14 protein-coding genes are annotated in these 15,814 nt (G+C 44.6%); all 14 read left to right on the top strand.

Features of this window, described 5'->3' with window-relative positions; all coding sequences use genetic code 11:
* The first annotated feature begins 3 nt into the window (after window positions 1–3).
* The 14 genes from B9Z35_RS09225 to B9Z35_RS09160 all read left to right on the top strand — a co-directional run bounded on the left by B9Z35_RS09225 (window position 4) and on the right by B9Z35_RS09160 (window position 15,499).
* The gene (locus B9Z35_RS09225; RefSeq protein WP_108283387.1) at window positions 4–1,455 is read left to right on the top strand and encodes a mannose-1-phosphate guanylyltransferase/mannose-6-phosphate isomerase; all 1,452 of its coding nucleotides are present in this window, start codon (window positions 4–6) and stop codon (window positions 1,453–1,455) included.
* Between the two features lie 110 nt (window positions 1,456–1,565).
* Window positions 1,566–2,279 carry an isoprenyl transferase gene (locus tag B9Z35_RS09220; RefSeq protein WP_255416686.1) on the top strand — a complete coding sequence of 238 codons (714 nt, stop codon included), beginning with the start codon at window positions 1,566–1,568 and terminating at the stop codon, window positions 2,277–2,279.
* Between the two features lies 1 nt (window position 2,280).
* Entirely contained in the window at window positions 2,281–3,246 is a 966-nt protein-coding gene (locus B9Z35_RS09215; protein ID WP_108283385.1) for a GDP-L-fucose synthase, read from the top strand.
* Window positions 3,243–4,376: a GDP-mannose 4,6-dehydratase gene (gmd, locus tag B9Z35_RS09210; RefSeq protein WP_108283384.1), complete on the top strand. Its 1,134-nt coding sequence runs from the start codon at window positions 3,243–3,245 to the stop codon at window positions 4,374–4,376. Before B9Z35_RS09215 ends, gmd begins: the two co-directional genes overlap by 4 nt.
* A 1,268-nt stretch (window positions 4,377–5,644) precedes the next feature.
* Window positions 5,645–6,916, top strand: a complete 1,272-nt coding sequence (locus B9Z35_RS09205) for a lipopolysaccharide biosynthesis protein (protein ID WP_108283383.1) — start codon at window positions 5,645–5,647, stop codon at window positions 6,914–6,916.
* Window positions 6,909–7,685: a DUF268 domain-containing protein gene (locus B9Z35_RS09200; protein WP_108283382.1), complete on the top strand. Its 777-nt coding sequence runs from the start codon at window positions 6,909–6,911 to the stop codon at window positions 7,683–7,685. The genes B9Z35_RS09205 and B9Z35_RS09200 overlap by 8 nt, the downstream gene beginning before the upstream one ends.
* 10 nt (window positions 7,686–7,695) lie before the next feature.
* On the top strand, window positions 7,696–8,415 hold the full coding sequence (locus B9Z35_RS09195) for a bifunctional 2-polyprenyl-6-hydroxyphenol methylase/3-demethylubiquinol 3-O-methyltransferase UbiG (protein WP_108283381.1): 720 nt from the start codon (window positions 7,696–7,698) through the stop codon (window positions 8,413–8,415).
* On the top strand, window positions 8,363–9,088 hold the full coding sequence (locus B9Z35_RS09190) for a class I SAM-dependent methyltransferase (protein WP_108283380.1): 726 nt from the start codon (window positions 8,363–8,365) through the stop codon (window positions 9,086–9,088). Before B9Z35_RS09195 ends, B9Z35_RS09190 begins: the two co-directional genes overlap by 53 nt.
* A gap of 93 nt (window positions 9,089–9,181) precedes the next feature.
* A complete protein-coding gene (locus B9Z35_RS09185; RefSeq protein WP_108283379.1) occupies window positions 9,182–10,159 on the top strand; it encodes a hypothetical protein in 978 nt (325 codons plus the stop codon).
* Complete coding sequence (locus tag B9Z35_RS09180) at window positions 10,159–11,544, top strand: GMC oxidoreductase (RefSeq protein WP_108283378.1); 1,386 nt, start codon at window positions 10,159–10,161, stop codon at window positions 11,542–11,544. Before B9Z35_RS09185 ends, B9Z35_RS09180 begins: the two co-directional genes overlap by 1 nt.
* 19 nt (window positions 11,545–11,563) lie before the next feature.
* Window positions 11,564–12,928 (top strand): hypothetical protein, encoded by a 1,365-nt coding sequence (locus B9Z35_RS09175; protein ID WP_146178984.1) that lies wholly within the window; start codon window positions 11,564–11,566, stop codon window positions 12,926–12,928.
* Between the two features lie 22 nt (window positions 12,929–12,950).
* Window positions 12,951–13,742: a glycosyltransferase gene (locus B9Z35_RS09170; RefSeq protein WP_158268136.1), complete on the top strand. Its 792-nt coding sequence runs from the start codon at window positions 12,951–12,953 to the stop codon at window positions 13,740–13,742.
* Window positions 13,723–14,895, top strand: coding sequence for a glycosyltransferase (locus B9Z35_RS09165; protein ID WP_108283375.1), 1,173 nt, complete (start codon window positions 13,723–13,725; stop codon window positions 14,893–14,895). The genes B9Z35_RS09170 and B9Z35_RS09165 overlap by 20 nt, the downstream gene beginning before the upstream one ends.
* A 43-nt stretch (window positions 14,896–14,938) precedes the next feature.
* A complete protein-coding gene (locus B9Z35_RS09160; RefSeq protein ID WP_108283374.1) occupies window positions 14,939–15,499 on the top strand; it encodes a sugar transferase in 561 nt (186 codons plus the stop codon).
* The last annotated feature ends 315 nt before the right edge of the window (window positions 15,500–15,814 follow it).

Raw genomic sequence — 15,814 nt, 5'->3', positions numbered from 1 at the left:
CAAATGCATCAAGTAGTACCAGTCATTCTTTGCGGCGGTTCTGGCACGCGCCTGTGGCCCCTGTCTCGTGCGGGTTTTCCAAAACAGTTTTTGGTTTTGTCGGGCACCACCAGCTTGTTTCAGCAAGCGGTTGAGCGCGTGAACCAACTGGGTGCGGCAGACATCACAGTGGGCCGCACTTTGGTTGTGACCAACGAAGAACATCGTTTTTTGTCACTTGAGCAACTGCGCGAAATCAAAGGTGTGGATGCCACTTTGTTGCTAGAGCCCACAGGCCGCAACACGGCGCCCGCTCTCACCTTAGCGGCACTACAAGCGACCGAAGATGGGCAAGACCCAATTCTGGTCGTCACACCCGCCGACCAAACCGTGCAAAACCCAGTGGCGTTTCAACATGCGCTGCAACAAAGCATTCGTATCGCAGCAGATGGCAGCATCGTCATCTTGGGCATCACCCCTGATAAGCCCGAAACGGGCTATGGCTACATCCAGCAGTGGGGTGCAGCGGGCACGCATGGTGAATACACCGTAGCCCAGTTTGCCGAAAAGCCCAGCTTAGAAGTGGCCAAAGCCTATTTGTCTGGCGGCCAACACACGTGGAATAGCGGCATGTTTGTGCTGCGTGCCAGCACATGGCTCAAAGCGTTGCAGCACTTTCGCCCTGATATCGCTAAGGCTACACAAGTGGCGTGGCAATGTAAAACCATCGACACACCTTTCATTCGCCCTAACAAAGAGGCCTTCATCCAAGTGCCGTCTGAGTCGGTCGACTACGCTGTCATGGAAAAGTGCCCAAGTTCTAGCTACCCGATCCACATGGTGCCCTTAGACGCGGGCTGGAACGACCTAGGCGCCTGGGATGCCGTTTGGCAGGTCAACCAAGACGGCCACCAAGACGCCCAAGGCAATGTGGTGCAAGGCGACGCTTTGTTGGTCGATACATCCAATACCTTCATTCACGCCAGCAGCCGCCTGGTGGGCGCAGTGGGAGTGAGCAACCTTATCGTGGTGGAAACGGCCGATGCCGTGCTGGTGGCCGATCGCTCACAAAGCCAAAACGTCAAAAAGCTTGTGCAGCAACTCGAAGCTAACAAGCGCGAAGAGCTATCCTTACACCGCAAAGTGCACCGCCCTTGGGGCTGGTACGACAGCATTGATGAGGCCGAACGATTCAAAGTCAAACGCATCCAAGTTAAACCCGGTGCAAGCCTGAGCTTGCAAAAGCATCATCACCGCGCTGAGCATTGGATTGTGGTGAAGGGCACGGCTGAGGTGATGTGTGGCGACAAAGTCACCTTGTTGGGTGAAAACCAATCCATCTACATCCCTCTAGGCGAAGTTCACCGCTTGGCCAATCCTGGCAGCATTCCGCTGGAAATCATTGAAGTGCAAACAGGCAGCTATTTGGGTGAAGACGACATCGTGCGTTTTGAAGATACCTACGGTAGAGGATAGTGTAAGTCTACTTTTTATCTACTTCGACATATTTGTCGTAGTTGATAATTGAAGACTTTGCTAAAGCGCGAAAAGCGGTAGCGTGTCTGCGCCACTTTTGCTCTGATCTAGTGACATTTAACTCTTCCAATTTACCTGAGCACATTGCCATCATCATGGACGGTAATGGGCGTTGGGCGCAAAAGCGACACATGCCCAGAACTGTGGGGCATGCCAAAGGCGCTGCCGGCGTTCGCAGTTTGGTGGAGTTCTGTGCCAAGCAAGGCATTCCCTACCTCACCTTGTTTGCATTCAGTACCGAAAACTGGAAACGACCTGAAGACGAAGTGTCCACACTGATGGGGTTGTTTGTGCAGTACCTCGAAAAAGAAATGGAAAGCTTGGCTGCTGCGGGCGTACGCCTCAAAGTCATTGGCGATATTTCGGCTTTTCCTGCTGAGTTACAAGCTCGAATCCAATCGACAGAAGAGGCCACAGCCCATAACCACGCCATCACCTTAACAGTGGCTGCCAACTACGGCGGTCAGTGGGACATAGTTCAAGCCGTCAAAAACTGGCAGCAAGCCAACCCTTCTCTGCATGTGTCACAGCTGTCGCAAGATGCATTGGCTCAGCACCTCAGCACAGAGGGTATGCCTGATGTAGATTTGCTCATCCGAACAGGCGGTGAGCAGCGCATCAGCAACTTCTTGTTGTGGCAATCCGCCTATGCTGAGTTGTATTTTTCTGATGCACTGTGGCCTGAATTTGATGAGGCTGAAATCAGCAAGGCGCTGCATTGGTATAAAACGCGTGAACGACGCTTTGGCAAGGTGAGTCATTGAAATGAGTAGCATGGAAAAAATTTACATCGCTGGTCATCGAGGCATGGTGGGTTCTGCCATTGTTCGGGTCTTAGAAAAACAAGGGCAAGTAGACATCGTGACCCGCACGCATGCTGAGCTAGATTTAACCAATCAGTTGGCCGTGCATCAGTTCTTCGCGGCAGAAAAGCCCTCGCAGGTGTACTTAGCCGCAGCAAAAGTGGGGGGCATCCACGCCAACAACACCTACCCCGCCGACTTCATTTACCAAAACCTCATGGTGCAAGCCAACGTCATTGAGGCTGCATTTCAAAATGGTGTGCAAAAGCTTTTGTTCTTAGGCTCGAGCTGCATCTACCCGCGCATGGTGCAGCAACCCATGCGTGAAGACGCCCTGCTTACGGGCACGCTAGAGCCAACGAATGAGCCCTACGCCATTGCCAAAATTGCCGGCATCAAACTGTGCGAGAGCTACAACCGCCAATATGGCGCTAGCCACGGCGTGGACTACCGCAGCGTCATGCCCACCAATCTGTATGGTCCGGGCGACAACTATCACCCCGAAAACAGCCACGTCATTCCTGCACTCATTCGCCGCTTCCACGAGGCTAAGCTGGCCAATACGCACAGCGTAGCCATTTGGGGCACAGGCACACCACGCCGCGAGTTTTTGTATGTAGACGACATGGCGGCGGCCAGTGTGCATGTCATGCAGTTGCCCAAGGCCACTTACGACCAACACACCACGCCCATGCAAAGTCACATCAACGTGGGCAGCGGCTCGGATGTGACCATTGCCGAAGTGGCACACACCATCGCCCAAACCTTGGGCTACCAAGGCCAAATCGAATTCGATACATCCAAGCCCGACGGCGCCCCACGCAAGTGGATGGACAGCTCGCGCCTCAACGCCCTAGGCTGGCAAGCCAAGGTGGATTTACAACATGGCCTTGTTGCCGCCTATCAAGACTTTGTGAGCAAACTATGACCCAACAAAACCAACCCAAAGTAGCCCTCATTACGGGCATCACAGGCCAAGACGGTTCGTACCTTGCTGAGTTTTTGTTAGAGAAGGGCTACATAGTCCACGGCATCAAGCGTCGCGCATCGTTGTTCAACACCCAGCGTATTGACCACATCTACCAAGACCCGCACATTGAGCACGCCAACTTCAAGCTGCACTATGGTGACCTGAGTGACACCAGCAACCTCATTCGAATCGTGCAAGAAACGCAGCCGGATGAAATCTACAACCTCGGCGCACAAAGCCATGTGGCTGTCTCATTTGAGTCCCCTGAATACACTGCCGATGTGGACGGCATTGGCACCCTTCGCTTGTTAGAGGCCATCCGTATATTGGGCCTTGAAAAGAAAACCCGTTTTTACCAAGCCAGCACCTCAGAGCTGTATGGCTTGGTGCAAGAAATCCCGCAAAAAGAAACCACGCCTTTCTACCCGCGCAGCCCCTACGCCGTGGCCAAGATGTATGCGTATTGGATCGTCGTCAACTACCGCGAAGCCTATGGCATGTATGCTTGTAACGGCATTTTGTTTAACCACGAAAGCCCACGCCGTGGTGAAACCTTCGTCACCCGAAAAATCACCCGTGGCTTAGCCAACATCGCCCAAGGCTTAGAGCAATGCCTGTACATGGGCAACCTAGACGCGCTGCGCGACTGGGGTCATGCCAAAGATTATGTGCGCATGCAATGGATGATGTTGCAGCAGCCACAAGCCGACGACTTTGTCATAGCCACAGGCGTGCAATACAGCGTGCGCCAGTTCATCCAATGGAGCTCTGAGGAGCTGGGCGTGACATTGAAGTTTGAAGGCAAAGGCGTGGATGAGACGGCTACTGTCGCCGCTATCAAGGGTGATAAAGCCCCTTGTCTCAATGTGGGTGATGTGGTGGTCAAGATCGACCCGCGATACTTCCGTCCCACAGAGGTCGAAACTCTGCTGGGCGATCCATCTAAAGCCAAAGCCAAGCTGGGCTGGACGCCAGAAATTACCGTACAGCAAATGTGTGCTGAGATGGTGGCGACTGATTTAGAAGAAGCCAAAAAACACGCACTCCTAAAAAAGCATGGTTACAACCTTAATGTGAGTGTTGAGTAAAAGGGGGTTGATAAAAAATCAATTTAGCATCGTACTCTCTAGTGTGGATAACCCTACGCACCTGATAAACGAAAGCTTTGTTAACGGCCTATAGCGTGCCCACTTTATTTATTCATTAAGTTCGTGTCCGTACAAACTCTTGTCAGATGGCCTCAACATATTGCCATCATCATCATCATCATCATCATAGAAGGAAATAGTTGTTGGGCGGAAGCGCGTCAAATGCCTCGCCCTGTGGGGCATGCTGAGGGCTGGGCGGGCTTAAAGCGCTAGTTGAGCATTGCGCCAAGATAGGTATTAAGAGCATTACGCACTTTTTCCGCAGTGACAAAACTGGGGCCGCCCTGTAGGCGAGGTGTTCACCTTAATGGAGCTGTTTGTTTATTACCTTTAAAAAGAAATGGACGCACTCGCCGCTGCAGGTGTGCGTCTGAAGACCTTTGGGGGTAAGGAAGGTTTTTCGTCAGAGTTTCAAAATCGAACTCATCCCGCAGGAGATGTTGCTGTTGCCACATAAAAACAAACAAGCGATTACCCTGTACGTGGTTGATAGCTTCGGCGCTCAGTTGGATGAGGAAGCAGTGGCGGTCAGTTTAAAACTGGCATGTCACCAACCCGACACTCAATAGACATCGGCTAACAAGCCAGGAGGCCCAGCACTTCAGGCTTGACTGAAGGGGGCCGCTTATTCGTACAGTCGGCGAGCAATACATTTCAAATTTTTGAAATTGCAACCTGCCTATGATTCCATTCATCCGTTCCTTCAGTATGTGTTGCTAAAAGTAGTAGTCATCTTTCATTGAACACGTCAAACTGTGCTTCGTATGAATTGCTTGATAGTTTGGCAGCTTAAGGCGAATTTAGCTGATAGTCGAGATGCCTAGTTAAACTGCAGAATCAAGTAATGATTGAACGTGCCAACAAGCATCGCGCACTCTAACCTTATGCGAGGTCTGAAAACGAACTTGGATCCGTGTCAAACTATTTTCTTGAATACACATCCGTTATCGAATTCAAATACAAAACTGATTACGCATCAACAGCACGGGTGGTAGTCCAGATGTACCAAAGCGCTTTTTTAACTTTAAAGAGTTTTACAACAGAATTTATAGTCGGTAAAATTAAAGCATACATGTAGCTCTAATGATTCAACATAATCAAAATACCCAACTATAGCTCGATATTTAAAGAGCAAGCCTTTCAAATATTTTATTAAAAGACGGAGCCAACTTGTAGTAATTTATTAAGTGGGAATTGCTAAGTAAACAATGTCAATTAAAAGAAATATTATTGCGAATTACATCGGAACAGGTGTCGCAGTGTTGGCGCCAATTCTTGCTTTACCTTGGTATCTTTCGGAGCTCGGCTCCAAGCAGTTTGGCTTGATCGGATTTATTGCAATGTTGCAAGCGGTCCTTGGTATGCTGGATGCTGGCATGGGTCAAGCACTGGTGCGTGAGATTTCTCTTCGTTTTAACGCCACTGATCAGGGGCGAGACAGAGCTGCGTCGCTGCTTTTTGGTTTCGAACGAATATACTGGGGCATTGCGTTTTTTGTGGGTGTGGGCGGGGCGGTGTTTGCTGACACTTTTGCAAGCCATTGGTTAAATTTAGAAGGGCTGCCAGTTGCAACTGGTAGGAATGCAATTTATGGAGCAGCCGCCATCTTTGCAGCCCAGTTTCCAGGGTCAATCTATCGCAGTTTGCTGGTCGGGGCTCAGGCGCAAGTTGCTCTGAATGCTGTTATTTCGGGTGGAACCTTGATAAGGCATTTCGGCGGCGTAATCGTTGTATTTTTATGGCCAACATTTTCTGCGTATATCATTTGGCATGCATGCGCTGCACTTCTGGAAACATTGATACGGTGCAATCTTGCGTGGAGAGTTCTGGGTGTAAAGCGCGGACAGGTTATATGGGATAAACAAGAGTTTCAAGAGGTGTGGCGAGTGATTGCAAGCATGTCAGGGGTTGCGTTGCTTGGTGCACTTACAGTACAAATGGACAAGATCATTCTTAGTCGGATGGTGAGTATTGAACAATTTGGTTATTACACTGTCGCCGCTACAGTCGCAGCGGGACTGTTGCAATTGATTGGCCCCTTGGTTCAAGCGGTAATGCCACGTGCGATTCTATTGAGAGCAGCGCCTATTGCTTTGCGTGCGCTTTACGTTAAGTTGTCGATATTTATTTTGGTAATGACTAGCTTGGTAATCGTGATTTTTCTACTTGTCGGTAAATGGTTGCTTACTATTTGGCTAAGAAACCCGCAGGCGGCAGAGGTAATCTATCCATTGCTGACTGTCTTGCTGGTGGGCACCTGCTGCAACTACCTTTACAATGTTGGATATTTGAACTGGATTGTGAAGAAAAGAATTCACCGGATGCTTCTAGTAAATACTCTAGCTCTGGTGCTCTCAGTTCTTTTGATCCCGCCCCTTGTCGCGTGGCAAGGGCCAATCGGCGCAACCTTTGGGTGGTTGTCGATCAATTTTATTGGACTTTTAATCAGCTTAGAATGGCTAAAAAAAACAGATGAATGAAATAATTAAGAAAATTTATTGGATTGTCAGTGCGCAGTTCGGCTTTGATCCTAGGCGAATGGTGAGGTCATGCAGAGGTATTCCGCGCTACATAGTTGGATGGATTCGTTTTCGTAAGAATTACAAGGGGAATCTCAAGTTCCGTCCTTGTTTGTTTGATTGGTATGACGAAGGTGGATCCACCAAGGATGAGTATTTTTGGCAGGATCTGTATGTGGCTAAAGAGATTAATTATGCAAATCCTATTAAGCATGTGGATGTCGGTTCTCGCATTGATGGTTTTGTCGCGCATGTGGCTAGCTTCAGAGATATAGAAGTATTTGATATTCGCCCTATTACCTCTAAAATTCAGGGGGTCATATTTAGGCAGGCAAATCTTATGAGTCCAGAAGATTCGCTTATTGAGTATTGTGATTCTCTATCCTGTTTACATGCTTTAGAGCATTTCGGTTTGGGTCGTTATGGTGATCCGATAGACCCTAATGGATATGTGGCCGGATTGGGTAACATGGCTAAGATACTGAAGCGTGGAGGAGTATTTTATCTTTCTGTTCCTATTGGTCAGGAGCGCGTGGAATTTAATGCACATCGAATATTTGATCCACTTTCTTTGGTGAAGCTTGCCGCAGTTCATGGACTAGTACTAAGTAAGTTTTCTTGGGTAGATCCAAGTCGTACGCTTGTGCATGCCTCAAATCCTAAGCAGGATATGACGGACTTGTCCAAGTTGCGTTATGCATTAGGTATATTTACATTTATCAAAGAATGAGACAGCATAAATGATAAAAATAGTAAGGAAAGTCGCGGGACTTAGCATCAATGAAGACATGCGCAATAAGTGGCTTGAGCAGACACTGGCAGCCATCCCGGCAGGTGCACGCATACTTGACGCAGGGGCGGGTGAGCTAAGGAATAAACCACTATGCAACCATCTTGCCAATGTTTCGCAAGATGTGTGTCAATATGAGGGTATTGGGGACGAACTGGGTTTGCAAACTGGTGCTTGGGACACCAGCAAGATTGACTTGGTCTGTGATATTGTGAATATTCCAGAATCAGACGCCTCATTTGATGTAATTCTGTGCAGCGAGGTATTTGAGCATTTGCCTTGCGCGCTCAAGGCCTTGGATGAATTTCGGCGCCTTCTCAAACCAGGCGGCAAACTGATTATTACCGCTCCTTTTGCATCTTTAGTTCATTTTGCCCCCTATCATTACGCAACCGGATATAGCCGCTACTGGTATGAATATCATCTTCCATCACGAAGTTTTGAGATTCAAGAGTTGACTTCAAACGGTGATTGGTTCTCTTATGCTAAGCAAGAAATCCTAAGGCTGCCAGTAATGGCGAAGCGCTATGGTGACAGGTGCTGGCCGTTGGCTTATCTAGTTGCTGGTGTTGCTTTTGTATATTTCATGTTACGTGGCAAATCTCAATCAGCATCGGATGTTGCTTGTTTTGGCTGGCACTGCATTGCTATCAAGCGTCAAGAGGATTGAAATGTTTTTTCCTGAAAGAGTAAATTCAATTCGTCCTAAAGATAAGGTACTTGAAATCGGGCCGGGCGCCTCGCCTCATCCCAGAAGCAATGCATTTCTTGAGCTTAATTTTGATACGGTTCAAGATAAAATTTCTCAGCGTGGCGGAATTGTTAACGAAGCTAATTTCAATGGCCGACCTGTCTATTATTATGATGGGGGGGGGTTTCCTTTTGAAAATAATCAATTCGATTATGTAATTTGCTCTCACGTAATTGAGCATGTTCCTGATCCAGTTTATTTCCTAGGTGAGTTATTTAGAGTGTCTTCTGGACGTGGATATCTGGAATATCCCTTGATCACTTACGAATATTTATACGACTTCGATGTTCATTTAAATTTCGTTAAGTTTGATTTCGAACGGAATGTGTTGAGATATCTGCCCAAATTTGAAACTAACTTCAATGAGTTTTCTGCTGTAGCCTTATTCTTTCATAAAACACTCGAATTTGGTTGGGATGATATCTGCGCAACCAATAAAAAGCTTTTTTTTGAGGGTGTTGAATTTGATCGGCCTTTTTTTATTGAAAAAACTAGCGAAATCGATAGACTTCTTCCGTCGGTATCATTTATTAAAAATAAAACGCCTATTCGTAGGTTTCTTAATCGGCTTATGAATAAGCTTGGATTGTAAATTTAGGTGTTTGAAAAAATTAATTTGCAAAATCCTAGTGCCTAATATTTTTTGCAAATATTTATTGTAATTTAATTAAATGAAGTTTTTGTAATGAATTTTTTTCGTACTGCCGTTGTTAAACTTTCTCGTAAATTTGCTGCTTATTTTGGCGGTACACTACTGTCAAATATTATTTATAAACAAATACTGATCCAGCGAGCATGTGCTGTTAAAGAATTGGTCGAAATTGAATGCTGCAAGTTGGAGCAAGGGCTTGTTTGTGTGGTGTTCAGCAAGGATCGAGCGCTACAACTCCACGCTTTATTGAATACCTATTTCATTTGCGTGAAAAATCCAGTTCCAGTCTTCGTGATTTACGCTGTTAGTAGCGACGAACATGAGAAAGCCTATCGTGAGGTTGAGGAAATATTTTTCAATAGATCTGTAACAGTCACTTTCGTTAATGAATCTCATAATTTTCGCACTAGTCTATTATCTGTTTTGGATAATGTGAAAGTCACCTCGATTTTCTTTTTGGTCGATGATATTGTTTTTATCCGCCCATTTGATTTGAGTATTGTGGCAAATCTAGATTCGCGACACACAACTCTTAGTCTGCGACACAGTCCGAATCTTCGACGAAGTTATACAGCGAATGTAAGTCAATTACCTCCAAATTTTTTTCAAAGTGAAATCTCTCCGGATTTACTTATGTTTGCATGGTTTGAGCGGGGTTGCGAGTGGTCAGATCCATGGTCGGTTGATGGGCATATTCTTTCAACGGCAGAAGTGCGTGTTTTGAGTCGAATTTCAAAATTTAAAGCTCCAAATAGTTACGAGGTCGCCCTAAAAACATTTAATGATCTAATGACACAGCGTGTTGGAGTTTGTTTTAGGGAAAGCAAAATTCTTAATTTGCCGATCAACAGAGTACAAAATGAGATACAAAATCTAAGTGGTAGTGTATCTGCTCTATTTTTGTTAGAGCAATGGAATAATGGGATGATGATAGATACAAGTGTATTTAAAGATCATATACCTTTAGCGCCACACGAAGAGCATGTAATAAAATTCAAAAGGAGATCTTGATGCCAAGACTGGTGATAGTTGGTGCGGGTCTTGGTGGTTGTTTTTTGGCTGATGCGCTAGCTGAAATTTGGGATGTTACTGTTGTTGAGCTAGGGTCGCGATCAACACAGTTGCAGTCGCGAATTAAGGATATTGGAAAGGCGGCCATCACCTACCCACATGTCGGTTCTGGGCTAGGTGGCTCGACGACTGTTTGGCATAACGGTCTAATTGAGATTGAAGACGAGATCTTTGCAAAGAAATGGCCATTTAGTAAAACTGAATTGAGTGATTATTATGATGCTGCTTTTAATAAGCTATCAGGGGTTTCTCGGCATGCTGTTATGGATGCAACTCAGGCTTTGCGGAGTAAACTTATAGCTAATGGTATACCAGAAAATTTATTGCATCAGGGGCTGTATTATCCTAGTCGAAGGATAAATGTATGGAAAAAATTCAAACTTAAAAGCAGAGTAAAATTAATAAAGGGTGAGGTTACGGATTTTACTGTGGATTCATCTTTTAAAATACGCCAGTTAAAGCTGTCTTGCGCGAATGGTGAATTTCTTATTGAAGGTGATATTTTTGTAATTGCCGCTGGTGGTTTGAGTACTCCACTTTTGCTTCAGAAACTAAATGATGTGAAAAATTACAGTGGCTCAGACTTGGCGGGTTTTAATTATGAGGATCATCCAACAGGGTTTGTCGCTGAAGTGACGCTTGATGCTCCGATCTATAAATTATGGAATTTTCAAGTACTCGGTGGAAAAGGTACTTTGCGGCTGCCAATGGTTGTGTCGCAGGATGGATTACTTGTATCTTTTCAGCTTAGGCCGGCAGTGCAATTTCGGCCACGAAACAAAGTTTCTAGTGTGCTTAGCGATTTGAGAAATCAGCCCTATAAAATACGTAATTATTTTCGAATACTTTCACACTGGGATGATTTTCTTGATGTGCTATCCTTTAAATTTGGTATTCACCTCCCAACTCGCCATTACACATTACTAATGGTGGCAGAACAACCGACAGAAGCTGTTCGTAGCGTGTGGACAGATAACGAAAGACGGTTGATTTTCCGCAATTGGAAATTGGATAAATCTTATACCGATGTCCTGCAGAAAGCTATTAATCAAGTGATCAATAAACTTGGGGGCAAGCTTTTAAACGCACACGTATTTCCTTGCTGGAATAATGATCTTCAATCATCATCACATCACTCAGGAACAGCAAGAATGCATGTTTCACCAAGTCAAGGCGTTTGCAATGAAAACGGTAAAGTTCACGGTATTGATAATTTATATGTTTGCGATGGATCACTCATACCTGCAAGTGGTTATGCCAATACCGGACTTACAATTGCTGCTTTGTCACTAAGAATGGCCGATCATTTAGTAAAAAAACTATAAAAAAAGATTACAACCAATAATGAAAAGAATAGTTGCTAAGTTGTTTTTTTGTGTTTTCGCATATGCATTTTCTGCTATGTATTTTATACGCGAGTACTTAGTTGCTTTAATGCCATTGTCGACAAATGGAAACATCGGTGGCGATCCGCAGTATTATTTAGTTTTAGCTCAAAAAATCCTTACAGCCATAAACACTAATGGTTTCAATGCATATGAGCTTCGTCCAGAAGGGCAAGGAATTTCCGGCGTTGCTGCTTTGCTATTCTTAATTTATGATAATATCTATTCAATAGTATTGGTTAATGCCTTGCTACATGCTACATCAGTAGCAGTGATTGTTTTGCTACTTCGCATGTGGTTTACATTACATACATCTATAATAGCGTCTTTACCTCTAGCAATATCTCCATACATGATTGTTTGGTTTTCACAAATTAATAAGGAAAGTTTTGTTATAACTGGAGGGGTTTTATTTGTTTATGGTTTCGTAAAATTGTATGAATCTGCGAAAGATGACATATCGGGTAAGAGCGGGCTTCAATCATTAGTAATGGCGGTGTCTGGACTTTTCTTAATTTTTTTAATGCGCCCGTACGTCAATCAAATATTACTTCCAATAATATCTATTGTGTTTTTGATAAGGAGTGTTTATTGCGCATCAACAGGGCTTAAGCCATGGATATTAATTCGTTTTTTGTCCTATGCATCTGTTCTCATTGTTACGTGTTCTGCTTTAGGAACTGGGGCAGTTTCAGACAGCACGTTAAATGGATTTGATAACTATGCAGATGCTTCAATGCAATCACACAAGTCTGAGAAGATTTATGTGCAATGTCTTTCATTTATAGACGCGAGCGTTTGGCACGATGCTGAATTTATGCCTTCAATTGTAAATAAAAAAATAAAAGCATTGATGGCTAATCGTTGTCTAATCTTTTCTACTTTAGAAGGACAGAGAAATTTGGCAACAATATACTCGTTTACAGATACAAATATTTTCCCAAAAACCACTATTGAAGGACTTGAATATATTCCTCGCGGTGCATTAATTGGAGTTTTTTCACCTTGGCCAGATCATTGGTTCTATAATTTTAAAAATGAAATATCTCTTTTTTATACTATTGTTCCTTTTGAGGCACTATTTTTTTATATGGGCATGATTGCCTTAATTTTGTGGGGCGGGCGCAAAAGGGATGCATTAATTATAATCCCTGTTGGTTTGTCAGTATCAATGATGGCTGTTTATGGTGTTGCTGTTCCGTATTTGGGCGCACTCTATCGTTATAGATACACTTGGTGGATGCTAATTTTATGTTTCGGTTTTGCTGCATTGATTGATTTGTATAAAAGTTGGCATTCTCATCATGCTTATCAGGGTAAATAAGTGAATTTACAAGGGGTTTCTGTTGATTGAAGTATCCATACTTATCTGCACTAATCGGGTAGACTGTTTTTTCTATCGAGCAATTAACTCAGTTTTGCAGCAGGATTTCAAAAATAATTATGAAATAATTATTGTCTTGAATGGTGAGGCGTCACTCTCGTTGGATTTGGTTAAAGATACACTATTACCGTACGATCAGATCAAAATTATTAATTCGAGTGTATCTTATTTAAATCATTCTTTAAACTTGGGGTTGGACTTTGCGAGTGCAAAGTACATCGCTCGCATGGATGCGGATGATATTTCTTATCCTAATAGACTATCAACGCAGTTTGAATTTATGGAGAGCAATCCTGAAATTGCAGTATGTGGCTCTTGGTATTCGATGATCGATATAAATGATATTCCATTCGAAACTGTGCGGCTACCAACTGAAAATGAATTTATTCGACGTGCTTTATTTTTACGCAACCCTCTGTGTCACCCGACTGTAATGTTTCGACGCGAAATCGTCGCGCAGGCTGGCGGGTATTTAGGTGGCCTATATGCGGAGGACTACGATTTATGGTTGCGTTTAATGAATACTGTAGATATTAAATTTGCAAATATTCCTGAGGTTCTCCTAGGATATCGAGCTGAAGCTGGCGGTATAGCTAGACGTTCTGCAGTTGCTTATGCCGTCGTCGCAGGGGCACAATGGTCTAACTTCGTTCGAGGGGGGGATCCCCGTTGGCTGGTGTCTGCTTTGCTAACGTGTGCAAAACGTTGGTTTTTTTCACAGCGCAGAAAAGGTAATGATGATGCAGATAAATAATAACCATAAAAAAATTTGTTTTGTTTCAACAATTACAAACAGTCTGATTTTTTTTATGTCACCGCATGTTTTAGAATTGTCAAAAACTTACGTCATAACGCTGGTTGCACGTGGTGATGCCTCGGAGTTGGGGGGGGTGCTATCAAAGCAAGTCGCATTTCAACCGCTGAACATTGAGCGCGATATTTCTCCTTGGAGAGACTTTCTAGCGCTTATCAAGCTAATTACTATTTTTCATAAGCACAAGTTCGATTGTGTTCATTCGCTGACACCCAAGGCGGGATTGCTTTCAATGATTGCTGCTCGCTTCGCGGGGGTGCCTGTTAGGGTGCATACCTTCACGGGGCAGGTCTGGGTGAGTAAGACCGGTATTATTCGGTGGTTACTCAAACAATTAGACAAGATCCTTATTTGGGCGGCAACTGATTTGCTTGCAGATGGTCATGAACAAGTTGATTTCTTGGTGCATGAAGGCATTTCAAGTGCGGGAAGGATCAAAGTGTTGGCTAATGGATCGATCTGTGGTGTTGATACGACGCGATTTTCACCTAATGAGACAATGCGGAAGGCGCTTAGAAGTCGTTTTCAGATACCACAAGAGGGGGTTGTGGTTTTATACTTGGGGCGTCTCAAGCGAGATAAAGGGGTAGAAGATCTTTGTTCTGCTTTTAATCTGGTTGCTAAGTCTGACCCCTCCGTGTTCCTAATGGTGGTGGGGCAGGATGAAGATAGTCTGGAAGAGCGAGTGTCAGAAGTGGCAATCAAATTTCCAGGACGTGTTCATCGGGTAGTTGGAGTAACGCAAACACCCCAGCATTTCATGGCAGCAAGTGATATTTTTTGCTTGCCAAGCCATAGGGAGGGATTAAATGTGACATTGCTTGAGTCTGCTTCAATGAGTTTACCTGCGGTTGCGTCACGTATTTACGGTGTGACAGAAGTTGTGGTGGACGGAGAAACAGGTATGTTGCACGAGCAAAAAAATATTACTGATCTTGCTGCCAAGCTTCAAAAAATTGCGGCTGATCGTGAGATGCGGATTAAGTTAGGTGTAGCTGCGCGAAAGCGGGTGATGATGCTTTACCCGCAAACGCTTGTTGTGCAAGCAATGTCGACTTTCTATGCTAATAAATTAAATACTAAAAGAAGTTAAGATAATTCTTAAGCGTCCTATTTGTAAAGCGTTTGCAATCCTCATGAAACGGTTATTCGACTTGCTGCTAGTTGTCTTTGTAGGTTTATCTACATTAATTCCTATGCTTGTCGTTGCATTGCTTATTCGTTTGACTTCTAATGGCCCGGTGCTGTATTGGTCTGACCGGATTGGTCGAAACAATGTGATCTTCAAAATGCCGAAGTTTCGTAGCATGAAAGACGGCACACCTGCAGTGGCCACACACTTACTCAACAATCCTAAGCAGCACCTCACACCCATTGGTTCCTTTTTACGCAAAAGCAGCCTGGACGAATTGCCGCAACTGTGGAGTATTTTGATTGGCGACATGAGCTTTGTGGGTCCAAGGCCTGCCTTATTTAATCAAAAAGAATTGATTGATCTGCGAACACTAAACTGCGTGCACACCTTGGTGCCAGGTTTGACAGGTTGGGCTCAAGTAAATGGACGCGATGAACTGCCCATCCCGCATAAGGTGGCATTTGATGCTGAGTACTTGGAGCGTCAAAGCTTCTTGTTTGACATCAAGATTCTATGGATGACCTTTCTGAAGGTAATTCAACGTGATGGTGTGTCGCACTGATGAACAGGACTAGATTGTTGCTCTGTTGTATTCGAGCCAGAATATTTAGTGGCAAACGTTACTGTGCTATCGGGGACATTTGATGTGGTGTGGATTCTTAGCGATTTAATTTGGGCTGGTCTACTGGCGCTGATGTGTTTTAGACTGGTATGTCTTTGTAGGTAAGAAAGTGCAGCATGGTCAGCTGCCGTGGCGCATGAGGTAAAGATCACCGCCGTTGGCAACAGCTTTGTGCTTAGCAACTGATGCAGCAACTTGCGATAAATGCACAGGTCGATATTGCAACTCTCGTTGCTATGGGCGTATATAAAGCAC

Origin of the sequence: Limnohabitans sp. Jir61 (assembly GCF_003063545.1) — a bacterium.
GTDB lineage: Bacteria > Pseudomonadota > Gammaproteobacteria > Burkholderiales > Burkholderiaceae_C > Limnohabitans.
The sequence above is the reverse complement of the archived record's forward strand: the minus strand, read 5'-3'. Positions and strand labels throughout refer to the sequence as shown.